The organism is Streptomyces sp. NPDC002076 (assembly GCF_053593835.1).
This window is the reverse complement of the sequence record NZ_JBSFDI010000022.1, coordinates 68986-93917: the sequence shown is the minus strand read 5'-3', so window position 1 is coordinate 93917 and position 24932 is coordinate 68986. Positions and strand designations below refer to the sequence as shown.

Genomic DNA, 24932 nt, shown 5'->3' with positions numbered 1-24932 from the left:
CGGGCATGTTACGGGCACGGGGCCCGCCGGCACGGGGGCGGCGGGCCCCGAGACGGGGGACACGACGGGGGAATCACGGGGGACGCGTAAGGGCGGCCCGTCCTGAGGACGGGCCGCCCTTGGTGTGCGTGGCGGGGGATCAGACCTTCAGCGGCTTGATCGACGTCGGCGCGTGGCCCGGCTCGGTGGCCAGGTCCTCGAACTCGGAGATGTCGCTGATGTCCATGGTGCGGCTCATCGAGATGTTGGTGATCCGCTCCAGGATCGCCTCGACGACGACCGGCACCCGGTACTCCGCGGCCAGCTTCTTCGCCTGTTCGAAGGCCGCGCCCAGCTGGTCCGGCTCGGTGACCCGGATCGCCTTGCAGCCCAGGCCCTCGGCGACCTTCACATGGTCGACGCCGTAGACGCCGATCTCCGGCGTGTTGATGTTCTCAAACTCCAGGTTGACCTGGAAGTTGATGTCCAGGCCGAGCTGCGCCTGCCGGATCAGGCCCAGATAGGCGTTGTTCACCAGCACATGGACGTACGGGATCCTGTGCTGGGCGGCGACCGCCAGCTCCTCGATCAGGAACTGGAAGTCGTAGTCGCCGGAGAGGGCCACCACCGGGCTGTCCGGGTCGGCCTTGGCGACGCCGATCGCGGCCGGGATGGTCCAGCCGAGCGGGCCGGCCTGGCCGCAGTTGATCCAGTGCCGCGGCTTGTAGACGTGCAGCATCTGCGCACCGGCGATCTGGGAGAGGCCGATGGTGGTGACGTACCGGGTGTCCGGGCCGAAGGCCTTGTTCATCTCCTCGTACACGCGCTGCGGTTTCATCGGCACGTCGTCGAAGTGCGTACGGCGCAGCAGCGTGGCCTTGCGCTCCTGGGTGTCGGCGACCCAGGCGGAGCGGTCGGGGAGCCTGCCCTCGGCCTTCAGCTCCTTCGCCACCTCGACGAACAGCTCCAGCGCCACCTTGGCGTCGGAGACGACACCGTAGTCCGGCGGGAAGATCTTGCCGATCTGGGTGGGCTCGATGTCGACGTGGACGAACTTGCGCCCGCCGCGGTAGACGTCGAGCTTGTAGCCGGTGTGGCGGTTGGCCCAGCGGTTGCCGATGCCGAGGACGAAGTCCGACTCCAGGAAGTTGGCGTTGCCGTAGCGGTGCGAGGTCTGGACGCCGACCATGCCGGCGTTCAGCTCGTGGTCGTCGGGCAGTGCGCCCCAGCCCATCAGGGTGGGGATGACCGGGGTCTGGGTCAGCTCGGCGAACTCGACGAGCAGGTCGGCGGCGTCGGCGCCGATGATGCCGCCGCCGGCCACGATGACCGGGCGCTCGGAGTTCAGCAGGAAGGAGATCGCCTTCTCGATCTGGGCGCGGGTCGCGGCCGGCTTGTAGACGGGCAGCGGCTCGTACGTCTCCGGGTCGAACTCGATCTCGGTGAGCTGGACGTCGATCGGCAGGTCGATCAGCACCGGGCCGGGACGACCCGAGCGCATCAGGTGGAAGGCCTGCTGGAAGACGCCGGGGACCTGCGCGGCCTCCAGGACGGTGACCGCCATCTTCGTCACCGGCTTGGCGATCGAGGCGATGTCGACGGCCTGGAAGTCCTCCTTGTGGATCACATGGGTGGGCGCCTGGCCCGTGATGCACAGGATCGGGATGGAGTCGCCGATGGCCGAGTACAGGCCGGTGATCATGTCGGTGCCGGCGGGACCGGAAGTGCCGATGCAGACGCCGATGTTGCCCGGCTCGGTGCGGGTGTACCCCTCGGCCATGTGCGAGGCGCCCTCGACATGGCGGGCGAGGGTGTGGTTGATACCGCCACCCTCCTTGAGGGCTTTGTAGAAGGGGTTGATCGCCGCGCCCGGCACACCGAAGGCGTCGGTGACGCCCTCGCGCTTGAGGATCTCAACTGCCGCGCGGGCAGCGGTCATACGAGCCATCGAGTACTCCTGCTTCGGCTTCTCGGATGCGTACTCCCGTCGCGCCCCGCGGTGAGCACAGTCCCCGGACTGTCGAAGTTCCGCGAAGATGTTTTCCGTATCGCGGAACTTAACTTCTACTATCTGGAATCAATGTAGAAGTGCGCGCCAAGTGTCGTCAAGAGAGGGCGAGACATGGCAAGAGCCGGACAAGCGGGGCGGGAGAGGAGGAGCATGGGAGCCGCTGTCCCGACGCGACGGTTCCGACGTGACGCCTGGGGGTGGGCCATGCCCGAGAGCGTGCCGGTGCGCTGCCCGGCCTGCCGGCGCGAGCACGTCTACACCGCGCCGTCGTATCCGTGCGCATGCGGCGCGCCCACCGCCCCGCGGCTGGATCCGGCCGCCGAACCGGCCGTGGCGGCCCACCGGGCCTGGGACGACGAGTGGATCTCCGTCCCGTGCGCCGTTTGCGGGCGCAGCAATCAGTGGCCGCACCCGGAACTGGGCTGTACCTGCGGCACGGTCCTGCGCATCCCGGTGGGGACGACGCCTCCGGCGGACAGCGGCATGCCGTCGGCGGCGGCCGGCAGAACCCCGTCGGACAGCGGTACGCGGTCGGCTGTGGCCCAGCCGGGATACCCCGCCCACCGCCCCGCCTTCCAGCCGCGCGCCATCCGCACCGCCTGCGACGCCGTCACCGCCGCCGCGCTCTATCTGCGCTGGCTCGGCTACCGGGACATCCGCCGCGCCGACCAGCGGCCCCCGAACGGCATCGGGCTCGCCGCGCACGGGCTTCTCGCCCAGGTGGACCCGACCGTGCGCCCGGCGGCGCCCCGGGACGTGGAATGCCTGTGGCTGACGGCGATGACGGAGTCCGCGGACTGTGTGTACTTCTCCCTCGCGGGCTACACCGACGACGCCCGGGCCCGCGCGAACACCCTGGGCATCCCCCTCTTCGCCCTGGACCTCGCGGGCGCCCCGCAGCCGGTGAACGACGCGGCCGACGCCCTGAACGAGGCGGACGCGCCGGGCGGTCGGCCATGGACGCGGCGGCGCCTGCAGTAGTGCACGGCGACGACGCCGAGCAGCGGCAGACAGCAGGCGTTCAGCGGCCATGACCCCCACGGGGTGATGTCCATCCGCGCGTGCAGGGTCGTCCACACGAACAGCACCCCGTGGACCGAGCGCGCCGGCGCGCCAAGCCCGGCGGGCACCACGGCCGCGGGGACGGGGATGCGCCGGCCGCCCGGGACGGGAAGCCGGCTCGGCCAGGTCTCGCCCCACGGCAGCCCCCACCCGGGCAGGAGCATCGCGACGTACCCGCTGTCACCGAGCCCCAGCCGCACGCCGAGCACGAGGCCGGCCGCCACAGCCCGGACGGCAGGTTCACCCATACGGCAGCGGCGGCGGCCCCCCGGGCCCAGCGGGGGACCTGCGGTGCGGTCCGGAGGGGCGGGGCGGGTGGTGGCGGGCGCGGCCGCGGCCATGGGAGGGACCCCTTCGCGAGCGGGCTTGTCCCGACAGGCCCGATGCTGTCCCGCGAGGCCGGCCGACCGCGTCCGACTGCACGGCGAACCCGCCTCCGCCGTGCGGGGGAGACGGGCTCACCGGTCGTGCCGCGACGGGCTCACCGCCGTACCGAGCGGCGCTCACGCCCCGTACGTCTCGCGCAGTTCGACCTTGCGCACCTTTCCGGACACCGTCATCGGGAAGGAGTCGAGGAGCTGCAGCCGGCTGGGGATCTTGTAGTGCGCGAGCCGGCCCCGGCAGAAGGCGCGCAGTTCCTCCAGGCTGAGCGGGTCGGTCGCGTGGTGCGGGATCACACAGGCCAGGACCTCCTCGCCGTACGTCTCGTGCGGCACCCCGACGACCTGGACGTCCCTGATCTTCGGGTGGGCGTAGAGGAACTCCTCGATCTCGCGCGGGTAGATGTTCTCGCCGCCCCGGATGATCATGTCCTTGATCCGGCCGACGATCTCGACGTACCCGTCCTCGCGCATCACCGCCAGGTCCCCGGTGTGCATCCAGCGGCCCGCGTCGACGGCCTCGGCGGTCTTCTCGGGCTCGTTCCAGTAGCCGAGCATCACGCTGTAGCCGCGGGTGCACAACTCCCCTGCCGTGCCGCGTGGTTGAGTGACACCGGTGGCCGGGTCGACGACCTTGACCTCCAGGTGCGGCAGCACGCGGCCGACGGTGCCCGTGCGGTGCTCAAGGTCGTCGTCCCGGCGGGTCTGCAGGGACACCGGGGACGTCTCGGTCATCCCGTAGCAGATGGAGACCTCCGCCATGTGCATCTCGGCGACGACCCGCTTCATCACCTCCACCGGGCACGGCGAGCCCGCCATGATGCCGGTGCGCAGCGTCGAGAGGTCGTACGTGGCGAAGTCGGGGAGGTTCAGCTCGGCTATGAACATGGTCGGCACGCCGTACAGGGACGTACAGCGCTCCTGCTGCACGGCCTCCAGGGTGGCCCTCGGCTCGAAGGACGGGGCCGGGATGACCATGCAGGCACCGTGCGAGGTGGCCGCCAGATTGCCCATCACCATGCCGAAACAGTGGTAGAACGGGACAGGAATGCAGATTCTGTCCTGCTCGCTGTAGGCGATCAACTCCCCCACGAAGTAACCGTTGTTGAGGATGTTGTGGTGGGAGAGGGTGGCGCCCTTCGGGAAACCGGTGGTCCCCGAGGTGTACTGGATGTTGATCGGGTCGTCGCAGGACAGTTCCGCGTACGGGGCGTCACCGGTGCCCCGCCCGAGCAGTGCCTCCCAGCTCGGGTCGCCGATGTACACGACCTCGCGCAGCGCCGGGCACCGGCCGCGCACCTCCTCGACCATCGCGCGGTAGTCGCTGCTCTTGTGGCTCAGCGAGGCGAACAGCAGGGAGATCCCGGCCTGGTTGAGGACGTACTCGACCTCGTGGGTGCGGTAGGCCGGGTTGATGTTCACCATGATCGCGCCGATGCGGGCGGTGGCGTACTGGACCAGCACCCACTCCGGGCAGTTGACCGCCCAGATGCCCACCCGGTCGCCCTTGACGACTCCGCTCGCGACCAGCGCCTGTGCCAACTCCTCGACGGCCGCGCCGAATTCGGCGTACGTCCAGCGCCGCCCCGACGGCACGTCGACCAGGGCCTCGCGGTCCGGCCAGGCGGCCACGGCCCGGTCGAGGTTGGCACCGATGGTGTCCCCGAGCAGGGCGGTGGAACCGGTTCCGTGGGTGTACGACAGCGATGCGGTCACCGGAAGTCCTCCTCGCGGTACTCGTGCTCCGAGCCCTGGGCGGTCGCCTCGCGCAGCTCGATCCGGCGGATCTTGCCGGAGACGGTCTTGGGCAGCGCGCCGAACTCCAGCCGGCGGATGCGTTTGTAGGGGGCGAGCACCTGGCGGGAGTGCTCGAAGACGACCTTCGCGGTGTCCGGTCCGGGCTCCCAGCCTTCGGCGAGCACGACGTAGGCCTTCGGCACCGCGAGCCGCAGCTCGTCCGGCGCGGGCACCACGGCGGCCTCGGCCACCGCCTCGTGCTCCAGCAGCGCGCTCTCCAGCTCGAACGGGCTGATCTTGTAGTCGGACGCCTTGAAGACGTCGTCCGCGCGGCCGACGTAGGTCAGATAGCCGTCCTCGTCGCGGGAGGCGATGTCCCCGGTGCGGTAGTAGCCGCCCGCCATGGCCTCCGCCGTGCGGTCCGGGTCGCCGTGGTAGCCGGTCATCAGGCCGACCGGGCGCTCGGAGAGGTCGAGGGCGATCTCGCCCTCGGTGGCGCCGGGCGCGCCGGAGACCGGGTCGAGGAGCTCGACACGGTAGCCGGGGCTCGGGCGGCCCATGGAACCGGTCTTCAGCGGCTGGCCGGGGCTGTTGGAGACCTGCACCGCGGTCTCGGTCTGCCCGAAGCCGTCCCGGATGGTCACGCCCCAGGCCCGCCGGACCTGTTCGATGACCTCGGGGTTGAGCGGCTCTCCGGCGGCCACCACCTCTCGGGGCGGGGTGGCGAGGAGGCTCAGGTCGGACTGGATGAGCATGCGCCACACGGTCGGCGGGGCGCAGAAGGTGGTGACTTTGGCCCGGTCCATCTCGGCCATCAGGCGGGCCGCGTCGAACCGTGTGTAGTTGAAGAGGAAGACGGTCGCCTCGGCGTTCCACGGCGCGAAGAGATTGGACCAGGCGTGCTTGGCCCAGCCCGGCGAGGAGATGTTCAGGTGCACATCACCGGGTTTCAGGCCGATCCAGTACATGGTGGCCAGATGCCCGATGGGGTACGAGGTGTGGGTGTGCTCGACCAGCTTGGGGCGGGCGGTCGTGCCGGATGTGAAGTAGAGCATCAGCGGGTCGTCGGCCAGGGTGGGGCCGTCGGGCACGAACTCGGCGGGGGCGGTGTACGCGTCCTCGTACGGCTCCCAGCCGTCCTGCGGCGGGCCGCCGACCGTGATCCGGGTGTAGCCGCCGGGCACCTCGGCGAACTTCGCGGCGTCCTCGGCCCGTACGATCACGTGCTTCACCCGGCCCCGGTCCACGCGGTCGCGCAGATCGGCCGGACCGAGCAGCGGGGTGGCGGGGATGACCACCGCGCGCAGCTTCATCGCGGCCAGGGCGGTCTCCCACAGCTCGGCCTGGTTGCCGAGCATGACCAGGATCCGGTCCTCGGCGGCGACGCCCCGTGCCCGCAGATGGTTCGCGACCCGGTTGGACCGCTCGGACATCTCGGCGAAGGACAGCCGCGTCTCGCCGCCGTCCTCCTCGACGATGTGCAGCGCGGTCCGGTCGTTGCCGGCGGCGATCACGTCGAACCAGTCCAGCGCCCAGTTGAGCTGCGCGGGCCGCGGCCAGGCGAAGCCGTCGTAGGCGGCGGCATAGTCCTCTCGGTGGGCCAGCAGAAAGTCCCGGGCCTTTCGGAACGACTCGGTCGCCGTCGTCATCACACACTCCTCGCGTCACCGGCGCGCCCTGGGCCTGCGGCTCACTCCCGCTGTTCCGGACCATTGCCGGGCGGCTCTCTGGCATCGTCTAATCCGTGATGCAGGTCTCACTACCCCCGAACGGGGGTGTGGACGGCAGAAGGGGCGAACACGTGACGGCAGACGCGGCGGGAACGGTGGAGATAGGCGGCGCACTGGTCCGGCTGCGGCGTGCCACGGGGCTTCCCGTCGCCTTCGGCGGCCTGGTCGAGTCCGGCCGGCCGCAGATCCGGATCAGCGAGCTGAGCGGCACGACCACGGCCGCCCTGCGCTCGCTCGCGGTGACCTCCGGAAACGGGCTCGGCGGCAAGGCGGTGGCGCTGGCCCGGCCGTGCGCGGTCACGGACTACTCCAGCTCCCGGCAGATCAGCCACGAGTACGACGTCCCGGTGGCCGCGGAGGGCATCCGCTCGGTCGTCGCGGTGCCGGTGGTGGTACGGCGCCGGGTGCGCGGCGTGCTCTACGGCGCGCTGCGCTCGGCCCAGCCCCTCGGCGACCGGACGCTGGGCGCGGCCATGGCCGTCGCCCGGGACGTGGAGCAGGCGCTGGTGGTGCGGGACGAGGCCCGCGGGCTGCTGGCGGCGGCCCGGCCGGAGCCCGCCGGGGGCGACCAGGGTGCCGCCTGGGAGCAGGTGCGCGAGGCGCATGCGGCGCTGCGGGCCCTGGCCCCCCGGATCACCGATCCGGAGCTGCGGGCCGAACTGCTGGCGGCCTGCGGACTGCTGACGGCGCCGGCACGGGCCGGCGGCGTGGCCCTGGCGCCACGCGAGCTGGACGTGCTGTCCTGGGTGGCGGCGGGGGCGACCAACGCCGCCGTGGCCGAACGGCTGGGACTGCGTGCGGAGACGGTGAAGGGCTATCTGCGCTCGGCGATGCGGAAGCTGGGCGCGCACACCCGGGGGGAGGCGGTGACCGCGGCTCGCAGGGCGGGGCTGCTGCCATGACGGGGAGCAGTTGGGAAACCTTTCCATTCAAGCGGCGATGCCTTGAATTTCCTCATGCTTGACCGTTTGTTATTTCCCTCACCACAGCTTCCGGCCGAATTTCAAGGATCGTTGCCTAGAATTTGGTCAGGACACGACACACGAGGGGAGCGGTGACCGTGCGACGGGACTTCCAGGAGCCTGCCAGGTGCCGCCCCGACCTGGTCATCGGCCGCGAGGAGTTGTTCGCCGGCGCCCGTGACCAACTCGCCTCGGGCGGCAGTGTGCTGCTCCACGGTCCCGCGGGAATAGGGAAATCCACCGTCCTGCGGGAGTTGGCCGAGGAATACGGCGCCACCGCCCGCACCGTCCTGCGCTGCTCCGCCACCGAGTCCGAATCCCATCTTCCCTTCCTGGCCCTCGCCGACCTGTTCGGCCTGGTCCTTGACGACGTCTTCCCCCGGCTGCCCCTGGCCCAGCGCACCGCCCTGGAGTCGGCACTCACCGGCCGCGGCGAGTCCAGCCTCCAGCGCGACGGACTCGCCCTGCGCCTCGCGGTGCTCTCCGCGCTGCGCGCACTGGCCGCGCACGGCGGTGTCCTCGTCGTCGCCGACGACCTGCAGTGGCTGGACCCGGCCAGCGCCGAACTGCTCGGCTTCGCCGCCCGCCGGCTCGAGGGCACCCCGGTGCAGCTGCTGTGCGCGGTACGCACCGAGGGCCAGGAGAGCCAGGAGTACGACCGGCATCTGCGCGCCTGCCCGCCCGGCACCCTCGCGGTCCGGCTCGGCCCGCTGTCCCGCGCCCAGGTCGCCCAGCTCCTCGACCACCGCGGCCACGGCGGCCTGCCCCGCTCCACCGTCCGCGAGATCCACCGCACCAGCGGCGGCAATCCGCTGTTCGCCCTGGAACTCGGCCGCGCCCTCGCCGACAGCCCCACCCCGCCCAGGCCGGGCGAGCCGCTGCCGGTGCCGACCAGCCTGCGCGCCCTGGTGCTCAGCCGCCTGGACATGCTGTCGGTCGAGGCCCGCCGCACCCTGCTGGTGGCCAGCGCCGGCGCCCGCCCCACCCCGGCACTGCTGCACGCCGCCGGCCGGGAGAACGCCGAGGCCGAGTGCGCCCAGGCCGCCGAACTCGGGCTGCTGGCCACCGAGCCCGACGCCCCCGCCGTACGGTTCGCGCACCCCCTGATATCGGCCGCGCTGTACGCGGAGGCGCCCGCGCACGAGCGGCGTGCCGCGCACGCGGCCCTGTCCACGGCCGCCTCCGACCCGATCGAACGGGCCCGGCACCTGGCCCTGGCCACCACCGGCACCGACCCGGACGTGGCAGCCCGGCTCGCCGAGGCCGCCGCCCTCGCCCGGGACCGCGGCGCCCCCTCGGTCGCCGCCCACCTGGGACTGCTCGCCGCCCGGCACACCCCCGCCGACGGGGCGCCCGGCCCGGAGGAGCGCCGGCTGCAGGCCGCCGAGGACGCGATCACCGCGGGCGAGATCGACCTGGCCCGGGACATCGCCCGTGAGGTGCTGTCGCGGGCGAGTGTGCCCGCCGAACGGGTGCGGGCCTGGATCATCGTCATCGACACCGCCGGTCACACCATGGCCGAGGTCGACGCCGTCTTCCCGCAGGCCCTCGCCGACGCCGGCGACGACCCCCGGCTGCTGGCCCTGGTGCACTATCAGCTGGCCTGGCGGGCGCTGATCGTGGAGGGCGACTTCACCGAGGCCCGCGAGGCCGCCGCGCACGCCGCCGAGCTGGCCGCGCGCGGCAAGGACCGGCGCACCGAACTGCTCTCCCTCGCCTTCCAGGCCCAGACCGAGACCCTGATGGGCCATCCGGAGGCGCCCCGGACCATCAAACGCGCCCTGAAGGAGCCTCAGGACCCCAGGGTTGCCTGGCACCACAACGGGGCGGGCAGCGCCCGGTTCCGCTGGCTGGTGATGAGCGACCAGCTGACCGAGGCCCGGGCGACGGTCACCGCGCTGCTGCGCGAGGTCCGCCGGCGCGGCTCCGTGGAGAGCGAGGTGCACTTCCTGCGCGGCCTCGCCGAGACCGAGCTGCGCGTCGGGCACTGCGGGCGCGCCCTGGAGCTGGCCCGCGAGAGCCTGCGCCTCGCCCGGGACTCCGGGATCGGCGAGACCGCCTCGGCGATGCTCACCTCGCTCGCCGAGGCCTCCGGCGGCGACGTGGACCGGGCCCTCGCGCTCGCCCGGGAGGCGGTCGAGCACGCCGAGGAGGACGGCGACCAGATGTACCTCTCCCGGGCCCTGGGCGCGCTCGGGTACGCCCAGCTGGTGGCCGGGGACCCGGCGGGCACGGTCCGCTCGCTGCGCCGGGTGCGGACCCTGGAGCTGGGGCTCGGCATCACCGACCCGGCGCGCGGCCGCTGGCACGGCGATCTCGCCGAGGCGCTGGTCCGGATCGGTGAACCGGCCGAGGCGCAGGACGTCATCGACGTGAGCCGCGAGCACGCCCTGCGGCTCGGCCGGGAGAGCGTCCTCGCCGTCCTGGACCGCTCCGAGGCCCTGGTGCGGGCCGCCCGGGGCGAGCTGGAGGCGGCGATCGCCCAGCTGACGTCCGCTCAGGACCGGCTCGGCAAACTCGGCTATGGGCTGGAGGAGGCGCGCGCCGCGTTCGCCCTCGCCCGGCTGCGCGGCAGGGGCCCCGGCTCCGCGGCGTACGACGAGGCCACCCGGATGTTCCGCCGCTGCCGGGCACTGCCCTGGCTGCGCCAGGTGGACGAATCCCTCACCGCCCCCGAGCCGGAACCCGCGCGTCCCGTGCCGGGCGCCCTGGACGCGCTGGACGTGCTGGCCGCGATGGAGCGTCAGGTCGCCGCGCTGGTCATGGAGGGCGCCACCAACCGGGAGATCGCCGCCCGGCTGTTCATCAGCGTCAAGACGGTGGAGGCGACCCTGACCCGGGTCTACCGCAAGCTGGGGATCCGGTCGCGGGTGGACATCGTCCGATTGGCGGCGGCTCGCCGCGCGAAGTGAGAACGCGGCCGGTTAACTGAACCGGACCGAGGGTTTTCCCTCACCCAACCCCCTAGGGGGTTCCCTCATTGGGAGCCGAGGGTGCCGGGTCCTAGCGTAATGGGCGTGCCGCTCGCCCGGGCATACGGGGGTCGGTCCCGCGACCCCCGTGCAACCCCCCACACCCGTGCGATCCCCCACCGGTGCAACCCCACTCAGGAGACTCATGTTCGGGCCCAGACGCGCAAGACAGGCCGCCGCGACCCTCGTGGCCGGCGCCGCCGCCGCGGTGACCGCGCTGTTCGCCTCCCCCACGGCGAGCGCCGCACCCCAGCCCATCGTCGGCGGTACGACCACGACGACGACCGCGTACCCGTTCGTCATGCAGATCACCGACGCGTACGGCAGCCAGTTCTGCTCCGGCACCCTGGTGTCCGCCACGAAGGTGGTGACGGCCGCGCACTGCATGGTCGGCGCGTCGGCGAGCAACGTCCGTGTGGTCGGCGGCCGGACCTATCTCAACGGCACCGACGGCACGGTCGGCCGGGTCAGCAAGATCTGGGTCAACCCGGACTACATGGACGCCACCGACGGCCACGACGTGGCCGTACTGACCCTGTCGACGTCGATGCCGTACCAACCGGTGTCGTACGTCTCCTCCTCCCAGACGGGCGTGTACGCGGCCGGCACCACGGCCCGGATCCTCGGCTGGGGGACCACCTCGGAGAACGGCAGCTCCTCCAACCAGCTGCGGACCGCGACCGTCCCGGTCGTGTCCGACTCCAGCTGCCGTTCCTCCTACGGTTCGGACTTCGTCCAGTCCGACATGGTGTGCGCCGGATACTCCTCCGGCGGCGTAGACACCTGCCAGGGCGACAGCGGCGGTCCCCTGCTCATCGGGGGCGTCCTGGCAGGGATCACTTCCTGGGGCGAGGGGTGCGCGGAGGCGGGTCACCCGGGTGTGTACACCCGGCTGACCACCTTCTCGGACCTGGTGACCGCGCAGGTCAACTCGTGACCCGGAAGAAGGACACCTGAGCACCCCTCAGGTAGATGCCAGGGGGGCGCTGCGAGCCACCACGAGCGGCCCGCAGCGCCCCCCTCTCCACGTTCACCCCCGTGGAACGCGGTGACTACTTGTCGGCCGTGAGCTTCCCGGCCGCGCCCCAGCTGTCCGCCGGGACCTCGTGGATCCACACCTGGACGGTCTCCGCCGGGATCCGGTACGCGTCGACGAACGCGTCGGTGACCCGCTTGACCAGCTCCCGCTTGAGCTCGGCATCGCGCGGGCCCTGCTGGATGGTGACGATCGGCATGACTGGACTCCCTCGGTCGGTGTTCCCGTTCGGTGGGACCAGTCCATCGCGGCGGGCGCCCCCGACCAAGAAGCAGTCCACGACCGCAGCGATCAGCTCTCGTGATCACCACAGGCCAGGAGCAGTTTCTCGAGGTGCGGTGAGAGGGTGCCGACGGGTACCGCGAGACCGGTTTCCAGGGCCAGTCCGGGCGCTCGGAAGGGCACGTACGCCACCCGGGGCGTGGCCAGCACGCGCGCGTGGGAGGCGAAGACGACCGTCCACAGGGGGCGGGCGCCGATGGTGGCGAGGGTGTCGTGCAGGGTGCCGCCGGCCCGCCCGGGCACCGGCTCGAACCCGGCCGCGTGGCAGGCGCCGAGCACGAGATCGACCAGCGCGGGGTTGTTGCGGCGCGCGGTCAGAGCGAGGGGCACCCTAGCCAGGTCGGCGAGGTCGATCTCGGACTGCCGCGCGAGCGGATGCGTGGCCGGCAGGGCGGCGACCAGCGGATCGGGCCACAGGGGCAGCACGCGTACGCCGACCGGGGGTTCGGCCGAGCGTACGAACGCGGCGTCCAGCCGACCCGCCGCGACCCGGTTCAGGCGCTCCTCGGCCGGCAGGGAGAACAGCTCCACCGGCACGTCCGGTGCCCGCTCGGCGAACGCGGCCAGCACCCGGTCCAGATGCGCGCCGAGCCCGGTGCTGGTGCCGAGGCGCAGCCCGGCGGGCGTGACCACCGCGGCCCGCGCCTTCTCCGCCGCCGCGAGCACCGCCCGCGCCTCGGGCAACAGCCGCTCCCCCGCGCCGGTCAGCCGCACCCGGCGCGGCGACCGGTCGAACAGCTCCGCGCCCAGCTCCCGCTCCAGCCGCTGAATCTGCTGACTGACCGCCGACTGCACGATGTGCAGCCGCTCGGCGGCCCGCCCGAAGTGCAACTCCTCGGCGACGGCGACGAAATAGCTGAGCTGGCGGAGTTCCATGGGCCGACTTTAGAGGGGGCGCACGGGGGTGACCGCCGAGGGTCAGGTTTCCCGCTGCACGACCGTCCCGAAGCGGATGTCGTACGACGTTCGCGGATGCAGGACGCGCAGCATCCGCTCCCCCTCCGCGGTGATCTCGTCCCGCTGGGCCCTGGTCGGCTCGGTGAAGGGCTCGATGACCAGGGCGTCCGGGTCCAGCTTCCACAGGCCGGCCAGGAAACCGTCCACGAGGAGGGTGCGGTGGGCCTGATTCCCCTGCCAGTGGCGGCCCCGGTGCTCGGCGGGTACGACGCGGCCGCGGTCGGCGTGGGAGAGCAGGAGGTTGTCGAACTCGGGCAGAAAGCGGGGCGCGGCCGGGGTGTCCGGGTCGGGGCGCGGGGCGTCGGGGAGGTCGAAGAGCTCGGCTCCGTTCGGGTCCCGGAAGGTGAGCAGCCGGGGGCGGAGCCGTTCGAAGGCGTCCCTCAGGCGGGTGAGCCCGGCCCAGGTCTGCATGTCCTTGACCGAGGCCGGGCCGAAGGCGGCGAGATACCGCAGGACCACGGCGTCCGGCTGGGGGGCCGGCCCGGCCGGGCGGCCCAGCCAGTGTTCGGCGGTGGTGAGGGCCACCTGGCCGCTGCGGCCCCACAGTCCGCGCGGGGTGACCTGGACCAGCGGCAGCGTGCAGCGGGCGGCGACGGCGAGGGCCCGCGGGTCGGCGTCCGGCCACCGGGCGCTCAGCGCCTGCCGCAGCTGGGCCATGGTCCGCGGCTCGGCCTCGACCAGCTCGCGGGCGAGGCCGGCCAGGACGTCCAGGTCGACACCGGCCAGGCCGCCGCGGAACTGGCCAAGCTCGCGGTCCCGGGCCGGCTGGACGAGGGGCCGCAGGGTGAGGCAGTCCTCGGCGGTGTGGGTGTGGAGGGTGGAGCGCAGGGTGACGATCCGGGCGACCTCGCGGTCGGCCATGAGCGTGGACAGCTCCTGCGGTGCGAAGCCGTCGAGGCGGGCGGCGAGGGCGTAGTACGGCGGCTTGACGTTCTGCGCCTGGAGACCGAGCAGGTGCGCCACGGCGTCCCGGGCGGACAGCGACGGACGGCGCAGCAGCAGCTGGCGTTCCAGGGTGGCGCGGTTGAGGGCGCGGGCGTCCAGGAGAGGAGCTTTCGCCGCACTGTTCGTCCTACTGCCCGTGGTACTGCCGGTCCTGCTGCTCTTCGCACGGGTCTCCGCACTGCTCTTCGTCATGGCCGCACGCTAACCGGGATCGCGGACACCCTCTGTCCGTGGCTCTCACCCAACCCTGCCCCGCGGCGCGCGCCGCTCGCGGCAGCCCGCCGATATCCTGCTTCTCCTGTCCCCCTGGGTTCCTACGAGGCGGCCGATGTCCGAGCGAGAGAACGGCAGGAACGGCGGGAACGGCGGGAACGGGCGCAGGTCCGGCTGGCGCCGCGCCCTCACCCAGCCCCCGTCCCCCGGCGCCGAGACGCCCGCGCCCGCCCCCGCCGCGGCGGACGGCGCCGAGCCGGTGAGCGTCGTCCAGGCGGCGCTGTACCGCGACGGCGTCCGCGTCTCGGCCCCCGCCACGCTCGCCGAGACCTACCGCGAGCTGCGCGAACAGCCCTCGGGCATGGCCTGGATCGGCCTGGCCCGGCCCACCGGGGCCGATCTGCACTCGCTGGCCGCCGAGTTCGGCCTGCACCCGCTCGCGGTCGAGGACGCGATGGAGGCGCACCAGCGGCCCAAGCTGGAGCGGTACGGCGAGACACTGTTCGTCGTGCTGCGTGCCGCCCGCTATCTGGACGCGCCGGAGGAGGTCGACTTCGGCGAGCTGCATGTGTTCGTGGGCCCGGACTTCGTCATCACGGTCCGGCACGGCGCGGCGCCGGACCTGTCGGCGGTCCGCCGCCGGATGGAGGGCAGCCCGGATCTGCTCAAGCTCGGGCCGGAAGCGGTCCTGTACGCGATCCTCGACGCCGTCGTCGACGGCTACGCGCCGGTGGTCTCCGGCGTCCAGAACGACATCGACGAGATCGAGACCGAGGTGTTCCGCGGTGATCCCGAGGTCTCCCGGCGCATCTACGAACTCTCCCGCGAGATGGTGGAGTTCCAGCGCGCCACCCGCCCGCTGGTCGGCATGCTGCACGGGCTGATGGCCGGTTTCGCCAAGTACGAGACCGACGAGGAACTCCAGCGCTATCTGCGGGACGTCGCCGACCACGTCACCCACATCAGCGAACGCGTCGACGGCTTCCGCCAGGCCCTTTCCGAGATCCTGACGGTCAACGCCACTCTGGTCACCCAGCAGCAGAACGCGGAGATGCGGGCGCTGGCGGAGGCGGGCTTCGAGCAGAACGAGGAGGTCAAGAAGATCTCTTCTTGGGCGGCCATCCTCTTCGCCCCGACCCTCGTCGGCACGATCTACGGCATGAACTTCGACCACATGCCGGAGCTGCACTGGCTGTTCGGCTACCCGTTCGCGATCGGGCTGATGGGCGTGGTGTGTCTGACGCTGTACGTGGTCTTCAGGAAGCGCGACTGGCTGTAGCCGACGGTCGAGGAGCGGGGATGACCGAGGCGCTGGTGCTGGGCGCCGGTGGAGGTGGCGGATCACTTGAATGGCCGGGCTCCTCACGGGGCTGACGAAGGCCGGGCAGGACGTCAGCGGCGCCGGCCTTCCGTGGGGCGCCCCGACGAACTGCCCCTGCCGCGGGGCGGCCCCGCGAACACACCGTTCCTGCGAGGCCGACCGGCAGGCTGACCTGGCTCGGCGCCGGGCGGGGCACTCACCGTCCCGCCACGCCGACCCTGCTCGGCGCCGGGCGGCGCACCCACCCCACCGCGGACCCACCGGCACACCAACCCTGCCCTGCGCCGGCCCGCGAAAGCCGTACCCGCCGGGCCGACCCACAAGCCCACCCAGGCTCGGCACCGGGCCGCGCACTCACCCCACCGTGAGCCGACCGGCGAGCCGGACCTGCCGTGGGCCGGGCCGCGTATTCGCCGTTCCCGGCCGACCGGCCCTCGCGTGGGGTCGGCACGCGAAGCCGCGGTCTCGCCGGGCCGGTCATGGTGTGTGGTCGCAGACCGAGGGGAGCCAGGTCAGGCCCTGGGTGCGGGTGAGGGTGTCCAGGGAGGCCAGCAGGGTGTTCAGATGGCCGGGGTGGGCGAGGAACTCGATCGTGGCCTCGGCGAACGCGTCCCGTACCGAGGGCGGCATCGCGTCGGAGGCGTCGAAGCAGTGCACCGCCCGGTCGTCGAGGAGGATCGCGGCGAGGGAGCGGTGCCAGGCCGAGCCGGCGGCGGAGGGCGCCGGCTGCGCCTCGGGGCTGACCGAGAAACCGGATTCCCTGGCGTTCCAGGCGCGTTGGGCGCCCGCCGAGGCGAGGTGCCGGATCAGCGTCTTGGCCTGCGGGGTGTCGTGCAGCAGGGCGACCAGGTCCCCGGAGACCTCCCAGGCGTCGCTCGCCCGCGCACCGGGTATCCGCCGGGCCGAGGGCTCGTAACGGCCGTCCACGCGTTTCCAGGAGTCCTCGTTGCGGATGAAGGACGCCTGATGCTCCAGTGTGCAGCCGCGCGGGGTGGCAGTAACCGGTTTCGACGCGTCCTGGTACGGCGTCTTCAGCACGCGCCGGACCAGTTCGGGGTCCCCGCCGGCCCCCACCAGCCGCCCCCAGGTGGTCCAGGCCGACCGCACCTCCTTGGACGTCCAGGGCAGCTCGCCGCGCGCCCAGCGCTGATACGTGCCGGGGCCGTACTGCTGGAGCAGGATGTCCTCGATCCAGTCCGTGCCGGGCCAGCCGCTGGTCGCCCCGGAGCCCAGGCCGACGCACCACTGGCCGGGCTTGCCCGCCGCCTCGGCGCGCTGCCGCTCGCTCGTGCCGGCCGGGTACCAGACGACGGACTTCAGGTCGGCCTTGAGCGGGAACCAGTACACGTGCCCGTCCAGCGGCGTGGTCCAGGACGCGCCGAAGCCGGCCCGGGGCACGAGGTCGTCGAGGGGTTTCAGCTGTCCCCGCCCGGCGTAGTCGGCGAGTTCGCCCGGACCGGTCAGCACCACCACGTCCGGTGGCGTCCCGGCCTCCACGTCGGCGCCGAGCACCTGGCTCTCGGCGGAGCTGCCCTGGTAGTCCACGTGGATGTGGTACTTCCGCTCGAAGGGTTCGATCACCGACTCCCGGAAGTTCCGCTCGTCGGTGCCGGTCCAGTTGGCGAGCAGTGTGACGGTCGGCTCCTGGCCGAGGGCGCGCACGGCGAACACGACGGCCGCCGCCAGCAGGACCAGACAGCTCGCCAGCACGGTCAGGGTGCGGATGCGGCGGGCACGGGACGCGGTGGCCGTCGCGGCGCCGCCCTGCGGGGCGCTCACCGGGGCCTGAACCGGTAGTCGTCGATGTGCCGCCGCAGCCCCGTCTCGGCGAGGGCCATGAGCAGGATGCCTCCTATCAGGATCCACACCGCGGCCGAAGCCCGGAAACCGGTGTGCGCCAGGTACGACGCGGTGTGCCGGCCGGCGTCCGTGATGAGCCGCCCGGTCAGCGGGCGGTCGAGCAGCTCGCGGGTGTGCGCCATCCCCTGGTGCGTCCACACCGTGAACAGCAGCGTGGCGACGAGCCCGCCGGCCAGCAGGGCGCCGGCCGCGAGGAGGCCGCGGTTGTACCGGCGCCGGAAGCGCCGGCGCAGGAACAGCTGGGTCTCCAGCAGGGCCGCGCCGAGGGAGAGGGCCAGCAGCAGGGTCGTACCCCAGCCGAGCCACAGCAGCGGGCCGAACGAGGTCTGCCGGTGCACCGCGGCGCGCTGCTGCCGTTGCAGTGCGGTCAGCCGGGCCTGGATCCCGGAGCCCTCGTCGGTCAGGATGCTGGTGGCGTAGCTGAGGTAGGCCTCGCGCAACACGCTGTCGGCGGGCTGGAGTTGGGCCTGCTGGACCTTGACGGCGTACACCGTGATCAGTCCGGCGACCGTCTGCAGGGCCTGCCGGCCCGCCGGCCCCCCGACGTCGTCCCCGGCGGCGGCCGCGAGGCTCTGCGCGGCGACCGAGATCTGCTTCTGGAAGTCGCTGGTCGGTGCCGCCGCGCCGGCGTCCTGCTGGGCCTGGCCGAGCGCGTACAGCGCGGTGTCGATGGACAGCACGGCCGGAGCGCTGGAGGTGCGCAGCGGGTTCGCGTCACCGTGCACGCCCTCGTAGGACAGGAACAGCGACAGCGTCAGCAGCGCGGACAGGGCCAGCAGCAGGCGGTGGCGTACGGCGAGATCGTGGGCGGTCGTACTGCCGCCGCCCACCGGACGCCGAGCGGGAGGGAGCAGCCGGTGGCGGAGTCGGGCCGGTCTTCCGGCGGGGGCGCGCCGGTCGGCCGGAGCGCGTCGGCCGTCGGGGGTGGCAAGGGACGGACCGACGGGCGGGCCGGCGTCGTGACCCGGTTCGCCGCCGGGCGGCGTCGCGCCCCGGCCGGGGGTCATGAGGCCGGCTCCCCCAGCCGGCGGCCGCAGTCGCCCCCGCAGTAGACGGAGTCGGCGGGGCCGAGCCACTTGCAGTACGGGCACTCGACCAGGGCGTCGGCGTCGGGGGGCGTGGCGGTGCCGGGTGGGGGCGTGGCCGGCGGGCCGGGGCTGGGGGGCTGCGGCGGGGTCGTCAGGGCGCTGGAGAGGATCAGGTGCTGCCAGTCGACGTCCTTCAGGCCGGCCCGGACCCGGCCGGTGCCCGGTTCCTCGATCCGCCGCAGTGCGCCGAGGAACTGGGCGTCGCCCAGCTCACCGGCGAGGGCCAGGGCGCGCGCCAGATGCCGGTCCGCCTCGGCCCGGCCGCCGGTGCCGCGCAGCCAGGCCCGGTAGGCGCCCGCGACGGCGGCGCTCGCCTGCTGGTACAGCTCGTGCCGGCGGACTCCGGGATGCTGCCGGGAGGCGTCGAGCGGGTTGTCGGTCCAGCAGACCAGGACGGGCCGCGGCGCGGGCAGCCGTACCGGGCGCCCGAAGTGCGGTACGGCGACCTCCACGGCGGCCAGCTGAAGGTCCTCGCCGGTCTCGCGGCCGGCCGGGTCGGCGGTCAGGACGACCTGATAGTGCCGTGTCTCGTCGCCCCAGGCGCGGGTGACGTACTCGGCGGCGCGGCCACCGGAGCCGGCCGGGACGGCGGCCAGTTCCTGCTCGCCGGGCACCACCTGCTTGACCAGGCGGATCACCGTGCCGGGGGTGGGGGTGATCCTGATGCGCAGTTCGGGGATCGCGGTGCCGAGCAGTCCGGTCACCAACTCCTTGTAGGCGGCCGGCAGTTCGGACTCCTCGCGGACCGCTCCGGCGCGGCCGTGCAGCCGCCGGGCGATGCGCAGCAGCAGCTCGGCGTCCCAGTCGTCGCCGATTCCCCAGGCGTCGCAGACGAACCGGCCCTCGCAGGCGTCCAGGGCGGTGTCCAGCGACATCGCGGCCCGGTGGTCGTGCTCGTTGCGCCCGTCGGTGAGGAGCAGGACGTGCTTGACGGGGGCGGGCTGCTTCTTCAGCAGCCGCCGGGCGAGGTCGAGCCAGGTGCCGAGGGCGGTGCCGCCGTCCGCGTCCAGGATCCGTACGGCCCGCTCGGCGGCCTCCCGTTCGGCGGGGCCGGCGACGGCCATCGGGGCGCGGCCGGGGCCGGGATGGACCACGGTGGCGTCGAACCGCCCGGAGAGCACGGCGAACGCGGTGCCGTCGGGCAGCAGCCGGACCGCCGCGGCGGTGGCGTCCTTCGCCGCGTGCAGTTTGGCGGCGGGGTGGAGCATGGAGCGGGAGGTGTCGACGATCAGCACCTCGGCGAGCGCGGGGCCCGCCCCGTGCGCGGGGGCGGGGCCGGATCCCGGGCCGCCGGGGCCGCCGCGGCTGCGGACGCCGATCTCCAGGATGGCGTGCATCTCCCGGTCGGCGGACTGCCCGGGCCCGGACCCGGCGGGCAGTTCCTTCTGCTGACCGACCGCGAGTGTCACCTCGATCTCCTCGGCGATCTCCGCTGCCTCGGTCATCGTGTGTCCCCCAGGTGGTCACGGGCGTGCTCGGGCGTGCTCGGTGTCAGAAGGTGGTGACCGGCCGGACCGCGTGGGCCAGGTCGAGCAGCCGGCCGTGCTCGTCGGCGGTGCGGGCCTGCGCGGCCAGCAGGCGGAAGGAGTGCTCCAGCAGGCGGCGCAGGCCGTCCTCGTCGCCGGGTCCGAGGAGGTCGCCGGCGGGGAACTCCGGCCCCCAGCCCTGTTCCGGCCGGCAGCGCAGGGCGTTCTCGCGGACCTCCGCGACCAGCCGGGCCCGGGACTCGCCGTCGGCGGCGCCGCCGTCCAGGCGCAGCTCGGGCAGCCGCCGGGCGGCGTCGCGCAGGTCGGCGGGTGTGGGCGGGCCGCCGCGCAGGATGCCGGCGCGGACGCGGACGGCCGCGATCCGGGCGGCGTCGTGGTGCCGGGAGGTGGCGGGCACATCGTCGAGGACGCGGACGGCGGCGTCCCGGTCACCGCCGGCCAGATGGCCGCGGGCCAGCCCGAAGGCGGCGGCGGTGTGGGCGAAGTCCCGTTTCCAGACGGCCTCGTAGAACCGCATGGCCCGCGGGATGCGCTGCGGTCCTGCGGTCCCGGCCTCGTGTTCCGCGCAGTAGGCGAGGGCGAGCTTGGGCACGTACTCGCCGGGCAGCGCCCGGTAGACGGCGTCGAAGCGGCCGCCGGCCCGGCGTACCTCCCCTCTGCTGAGGTGGAGGACGCCGCGGTGCCAGGCGATGCGCCAGTCGTGTGCAGCGGCGTGTTCGCCGAGCTGGGTCTCGGCCTCGGCGAGCCAGCTCTCGGCCTGGTCCCGCTCGCCTCGTCTGAGATGGGCGCGGCACAGCCACAGCGCGGTCTCCGGGGTGCCGAGGCGGGACTCGCGGGGCCACTGCCGGGCGACCCGGTCGGGGGCGTCGGGCGGAAAGGTGTCCAGCAGCAGGGCGGCGCCGTCGTCGGGGTCGGGGACCGGCTCCGGCAGGGCGCCGGCGACCTCGGCGGCGGAGGGCGGGGAGACGTCGAGGCCGGGCGGCTGCCCGCCGGAGTGGGCGGTGAAGTGGTGCAGGGCCGGGATCGCGCCGAGCCCGGCGTCGAGGCTGGCGCCGGTGGCGCGGAACCGGGTGGAGCTCTCCGGCAACTGCTCGCCGAACTGGAGGGAGCGGAACTCCCGGAGGACTTCCCAGAGTTGCCGGGACATCTCGGCTGCCGAGCGGAACCTGGCCCCCGGCTCCGGGTGGGTGGCGCGGTCGATCAGCCGGCGGAAGGAGTCCGGGGCGAGGCCGCGGGCCGGCTCGGTACCGTGGCAGAGCGCTTGGAGGGTCATGCCGACGGTGTAGAGGTCGCTGTCGACGTGCCAGCCGCGCCGGCCGATCTCCTCCTGGGGCGGGGCGAACGGCGCCGTGCAGACGTAGGCGGAGGTGCGGTCGCCGATCGCGCGGACCGCGCCGAGGTCGATGACCTTGATCGCCCGGCCGAAGTGGATGACGTTGGCGGGCTTCATGTCGCAGTAGAGCAGCCCGCGTTCGTGCATGTACTGCAGGGCGCCGAGGATCTTGCAGCCGTAGGTGAGGACGTGGTCCAGGCGGGGGCGGCCGTGGAAGATCCGTTCGACGTCGTCGGCGGCGAACAACTGCTGCAGGGAGCGGCCGCCGATGTAGTCCATGACCAGGTATCCGGTGGGCGGACGGCCCGGGACGTGGTGGTCGGCGTAGGTGATGAGCCGGACGATGTCGGGGTGGTGCAGGTCGGTCAGCGATCGGCGCTCCTCGACGGCGGTGCGGCGGGCGAGCGCGTCGTGGGCGTCGATCTGACCCTTGAGGACGACCCGGTGGCCGTCGGCGCGGGTGTCCTCCGCGAGATGGATCCAGCCGAGCCCGCCGCCGCCGAGGCAGCCGAGGACGCGGTAGTGGTCGGCGACCAGGTCACCCTCGCCCAGCTGGGGCAGCAGGGAGTAGGGCGTGCCGCAGCGGGGGCAGTGGCCGGTGGCGGGGGCGGGCCGGCCGCCGTAGCCGACGCCGATGGTCATGGTGCAGCCGTTCGCACCGCAGCGGCGGCCGCCGGTGGGTGGGCGGGGGTCGGTCACGAGCACGTCGTCGGGGGCGGGCACCTCGGGCAGTACGACCAGTCCGTGCTGGTCGAGGTCCCCGACCCCGGCGACGGCGTGCACGGCCGGCGGGCCGGGGCTCTCCTCGGCCGGGGTGCCCGGGGGCGGGGTCCGCGGTTCGGTGCGCGCTCCGGCCGGTGCCGGTGGCTCCGGGTCTGGCGCGGGATTCGGTTCGGCGTGGCGGCGGCCGCAGGTGTCGCAGTAGCCGGTGCCCATGATGTGGCCCGAGCAGCCGGGCCGGAGGCACGAGGTCACGGTGCGCTCTCCTTCCGGGGTGCGCCGGGGGCGGCGGGCCGCGTCGGCGCGGCCGGGGCGGACGGAGCGGAGGCCGAGCAGAAACCGACGAAGCGCTCGACGGCGGTCTCGGCCCGCTCGATGTCGCAGGGGGTGTGCCGCAGCAGGGACAGGGCGTGCTCGTAGAGCCGGTAGGCCTCCATGACCCGGTCGCCGTGCGCGGCGGCCCGTCTGCGGCACAGCGGCCACTCGGCACTGACCCGGCCGAGCAGTTCCTCGCGGCGGCGCAGCCGGGCGTCGAGGACGCCGATGGCCTGTTCCAGGCGCTGTCTGCGGCGGTCGGCGGCGTCCTCGAAGGTGAACAGCAGGCCGGCGCGGCCGGGGTCGCGCTCCCGCTCGGGGGTGTGGGCGACCCAGGCGCGCAGCATCCGGGTCCGCCGTACTCCGGCCTCGGCCCGCTCCACCAGCTGCCGGGTGCCGGGGCCGGGCAGCACCCGGTCCCGGAGCCGGTCCAGGCCCGGCCCCAACTCGTCCACGATCCGGTCGAGTTCGGCGTGCAGCCGACTCCAGCGGTCGCGCAGCGGGCGGTGTACGAGGGACTCGGCGGCCTGCTCCGCACGCTCGCCCCGGCGGCGGAAGACCAGCAGCAGCCGGGCATCCTGCCGGGCGAGCCGGTCCAGCAGGCCGAGCAGGGCCTCGGGTTCGGCGGCCTGGTCGACGCCGACCAGGACGGCGGCGAGCGGGACGCGCAGGGCGCCGAGCCGTTCGGGCCGGATGTCGTCGCGGATGCCCAGCCGGGCGGCGATGCGCTCCATGACCTGACTGGCCGTCAGTCCCTTGACGTCCAGGGCGAGATCGTGCGCGCCGGCCGGGGGCACGGTCTCGGGCGGGTCATGGCTGAAGACGCTGGTGTTGCGCTCGGTGCGCAGTTCCCGGTCGGCGAGGGTGACGGCCCGGTTCAGGGTCCAGGCGCGGTCGCTGCGGGCGGGGGCGACGGTGACGAGGACCGGCCAGCCCTCGCCGCGGAACCAGGAGGCGAGCTCGGTCGCGAACGGCACGTCCAGCGCGCCGGCGGCCTCCGCGGCTCCGGTGCGCAGCCGGGGGTCGACCGCCTCGGCGCCGTCGGTCCAGGCGGCGACCTGCGGCAGATGCCGGAGGATGGTCTCGGTGGGACTCATATAGCTGAAGGCCCACCCCGGCCCCTCGTCCACGCTGAGGACGATCCCGATGACCTGGTCGGTGGCATGGTCGACCACTCCCCCGCCGCTGAAGCCGGGTGCGGCCAGCTCGCCCGGGGCCAGCGGGCGCAGCTGCACCTGGCTGTCCCGGCCGCGGGCGGCGACCAGGGTGGCGCCGTGCCAGCGGCCGCCGTCGTCGCCCGCCGGGAAGCCGTACATGCTCACCGGTCCGTGCGGTGAGGCGAGCCGGTAGAGCCGGGTGGTGTGGGCCGCCGGCAGCGGTGCGGCCAGCCGCAGCAGGGCGAGATCACCGCTGCGGTCACCGAAGGCGTCCTCCTGCTCCGGCACGTACTCGTCCTCGCGGACCGTGGCGGGTACGGCGTCCAGGCCGGGTACGCCGATCAGGCGGACGGTGTAGTGGCGGCCGGGCCCGGCGACATGCCCCGCGGTGAGCACCCGGTCCGGGGCGAGCAGCACCCCGGCACCGAGGACCTGCCCGTCCGGCGCCTCGATGCGCGCGATCCAGGACGGCGTCCGTAACCGCGACTTGACGGCTCGCTCCCCCGTGCGCGTCATGGCCCCGAGGTTACTCCGAGTGCCGGTCCGGTACTACTGGTGTGCACGGTGGTGTTACGGAGGGGCGGTGAACGAGCGCCCCGAGAGGGCGCGGGGCTGTATCGATGTGCGGCTCCGCCGCGTGGGCGCGAGCAACCACGACGAACCCACACCCGGCAACGGCGAAACACCCCGACGGCGCCCCCTCACCGCCCCAGTGCGGACAGCACCTCCGTGTCCGTCAACTGCTCGAAGTCCTCGTACCACTGCCCCACGGCGGTGAACCCGGCCGGCCGGTGCGGGCACACGATCGTGTCGGCCTCGGAGGCGAGTTGGTCCACGGAGTCCGGCGCGCCGACGGGCACGGCCAGCACCAGGTGCGCGGGCCCGCGCCGCCGTACGTGCCGCAGGGCCGCGCGGGCCGTGGCGCCGGTGGCCAGGCCGTCGTCGACGACGATCACCGTGCGCCCGGCAGGGTCCGGCGCCGGACGGTCGCCGCGGTACCGCTGCTCGCGGCGACGCAGTTCCCGCCGCTCGCGCTCCACCACCGGGGCCATGGACTCCTCGGTCAGGCCGAGCCGGTCCAGGGTGCCGGCGTTGAAGAGGGGCGGGTCGTCCCCGACGAGCGCGCCGACGGCGAACTCCTGGTGGTGCGGGGCGCCGATCTTGCGCACGATGAGCACATCGAGCTGGGCGCCCAGGGCGCGGGCGACGGGCTCGGCGACGGCGATGCCGCCGCGGGGCAGGGCGAGGACGAGCGGATCGACGAGGGCGCCCTGTTCACGCAGGTCGCTCAGCAGTCCGGCGAGTTCCCGTCCGGCTTCGGCACGGTCCCGGAAGCGCATGGTCCGTCCTCCTCCGCGGTGCCTCTCCTTCCATGGTGCTCCCGG

17 protein-coding genes are annotated in these 24932 nt (G+C 73.5%); 5 read left to right on the top strand and 12 right to left on the bottom strand.

The features are described from left to right. Positions 1 to 139: 139 nt before the first annotated feature. On the bottom strand, positions 140 to 1927 hold the full coding sequence (gene gcl, locus ACWCQS_RS35615) for a glyoxylate carboligase (protein WP_451008304.1): 1788 nt from the start codon (positions 1925 to 1927) through the stop codon (positions 140 to 142). Between the two features lie 267 nt (positions 1928 to 2194). Between gcl and ACWCQS_RS35610 the strand changes: the two genes are divergently transcribed. Further along, positions 2195 to 2971, top strand: coding sequence for a hypothetical protein (locus ACWCQS_RS35610; RefSeq protein ID WP_451008303.1), 777 nt, complete (start codon positions 2195 to 2197; stop codon positions 2969 to 2971). A gap of 584 nt (positions 2972 to 3555) precedes the next feature. Here ACWCQS_RS35610 and ACWCQS_RS35605 read toward each other — a convergent pair. Together ACWCQS_RS35605 and ACWCQS_RS35600 are read right to left on the bottom strand one after the other, a co-directional pair. After that, positions 3556 to 5148 (bottom strand): AMP-binding protein, encoded by a 1593-nt coding sequence (locus ACWCQS_RS35605; protein WP_451008302.1) that lies wholly within the window; start codon positions 5146 to 5148, stop codon positions 3556 to 3558. Then, positions 5145 to 6818: an AMP-binding protein gene (locus ACWCQS_RS35600; RefSeq protein ID WP_451008301.1), complete on the bottom strand. Its 1674-nt coding sequence runs from the start codon at positions 6816 to 6818 to the stop codon at positions 5145 to 5147. Before ACWCQS_RS35600 ends, ACWCQS_RS35605 begins: the two co-directional genes overlap by 4 nt. A 152-nt stretch (positions 6819 to 6970) precedes the next feature. Here ACWCQS_RS35600 and ACWCQS_RS35595 point away from each other — a divergent pair, with 152 nt between their 5' ends. From ACWCQS_RS35595 to ACWCQS_RS35585, 3 genes are all read left to right on the top strand, one after another. Next, positions 6971 to 7801, top strand: a complete 831-nt coding sequence (locus tag ACWCQS_RS35595) for a LuxR C-terminal-related transcriptional regulator (protein WP_451008300.1) — start codon at positions 6971 to 6973, stop codon at positions 7799 to 7801. Between the two features lie 152 nt (positions 7802 to 7953). After that, entirely contained in the window at positions 7954 to 10773 is a 2820-nt protein-coding gene (locus ACWCQS_RS35590; protein ID WP_451008299.1) for an ATP-binding protein, read from the top strand. 205 nt (positions 10774 to 10978) lie between these two features. Beyond that, positions 10979 to 11770, top strand: coding sequence for a S1 family peptidase (locus ACWCQS_RS35585; RefSeq protein WP_451008298.1), 792 nt, complete (start codon positions 10979 to 10981; stop codon positions 11768 to 11770). A 115-nt stretch (positions 11771 to 11885) separates the two neighbouring features. Here the strand turns inward: ACWCQS_RS35585 and dmpI are convergent, their stop codons facing one another. From dmpI to ACWCQS_RS35570, 3 genes are all read right to left on the bottom strand, one after another. Continuing rightward, the gene (dmpI, locus tag ACWCQS_RS35580) at positions 11886 to 12068 is read right to left on the bottom strand and encodes a 4-oxalocrotonate tautomerase DmpI (RefSeq protein WP_023545801.1); all 183 of its coding nucleotides are present in this window, start codon (positions 12066 to 12068) and stop codon (positions 11886 to 11888) included. Between the two features lie 92 nt (positions 12069 to 12160). Further along, a complete protein-coding gene (locus ACWCQS_RS35575) occupies positions 12161 to 13027 on the bottom strand; it encodes a LysR substrate-binding domain-containing protein (protein ID WP_451008297.1) in 867 nt (288 codons plus the stop codon). Positions 13028 to 13069: 42 nt separating this feature from the next. After that, positions 13070 to 14245 (bottom strand): winged helix DNA-binding domain-containing protein, encoded by a 1176-nt coding sequence (locus ACWCQS_RS35570; RefSeq protein WP_451008296.1) that lies wholly within the window; start codon positions 14243 to 14245, stop codon positions 13070 to 13072. A 136-nt stretch (positions 14246 to 14381) separates the two neighbouring features. On the opposite strand from ACWCQS_RS35570, the gene ACWCQS_RS35565 reads away from it, so the two are divergent. Continuing rightward, positions 14382 to 15545 (top strand): magnesium and cobalt transport protein CorA, encoded by a 1164-nt coding sequence (locus ACWCQS_RS35565; RefSeq protein WP_451008295.1) that lies wholly within the window; start codon positions 14382 to 14384, stop codon positions 15543 to 15545. Positions 15546 to 16064: 519 nt separating this feature from the next. Here ACWCQS_RS35565 and ACWCQS_RS35560 read toward each other — a convergent pair. From ACWCQS_RS35560 to ACWCQS_RS35535, 6 genes are all read right to left on the bottom strand, one after another. After that, positions 16065 to 17366 carry an extracellular solute-binding protein gene (locus ACWCQS_RS35560; RefSeq protein WP_451008294.1) on the bottom strand — a complete coding sequence of 434 codons (1302 nt, stop codon included), beginning with the start codon at positions 17364 to 17366 and terminating at the stop codon, positions 16065 to 16067. Next, positions 17363 to 18454 carry a hypothetical protein gene (locus ACWCQS_RS35555; RefSeq protein WP_451008293.1) on the bottom strand — a complete coding sequence of 364 codons (1092 nt, stop codon included), beginning with the start codon at positions 18452 to 18454 and terminating at the stop codon, positions 17363 to 17365. Before ACWCQS_RS35555 ends, ACWCQS_RS35560 begins: the two co-directional genes overlap by 4 nt. Next, the gene (locus tag ACWCQS_RS35550; protein WP_451008292.1) at positions 18451 to 19980 is read right to left on the bottom strand and encodes a VWA domain-containing protein; all 1530 of its coding nucleotides are present in this window, start codon (positions 19978 to 19980) and stop codon (positions 18451 to 18453) included. Before ACWCQS_RS35550 ends, ACWCQS_RS35555 begins: the two co-directional genes overlap by 4 nt. 46 nt (positions 19981 to 20026) lie before the next feature. Next, positions 20027 to 22330, bottom strand: a complete 2304-nt coding sequence (locus ACWCQS_RS35545; protein WP_451008291.1) for a tetratricopeptide repeat protein — start codon at positions 22328 to 22330, stop codon at positions 20027 to 20029. After that, positions 22327 to 24063 (bottom strand): trypsin-like peptidase domain-containing protein, encoded by a 1737-nt coding sequence (locus ACWCQS_RS35540; RefSeq protein ID WP_451008290.1) that lies wholly within the window; start codon positions 24061 to 24063, stop codon positions 22327 to 22329. Before ACWCQS_RS35540 ends, ACWCQS_RS35545 begins: the two co-directional genes overlap by 4 nt. Positions 24064 to 24248: 185 nt before the next feature. Then, entirely contained in the window at positions 24249 to 24887 is a 639-nt protein-coding gene (locus ACWCQS_RS35535; protein ID WP_451008289.1) for a phosphoribosyltransferase, read from the bottom strand. Positions 24888 to 24932 lie beyond the last annotated feature (45 nt).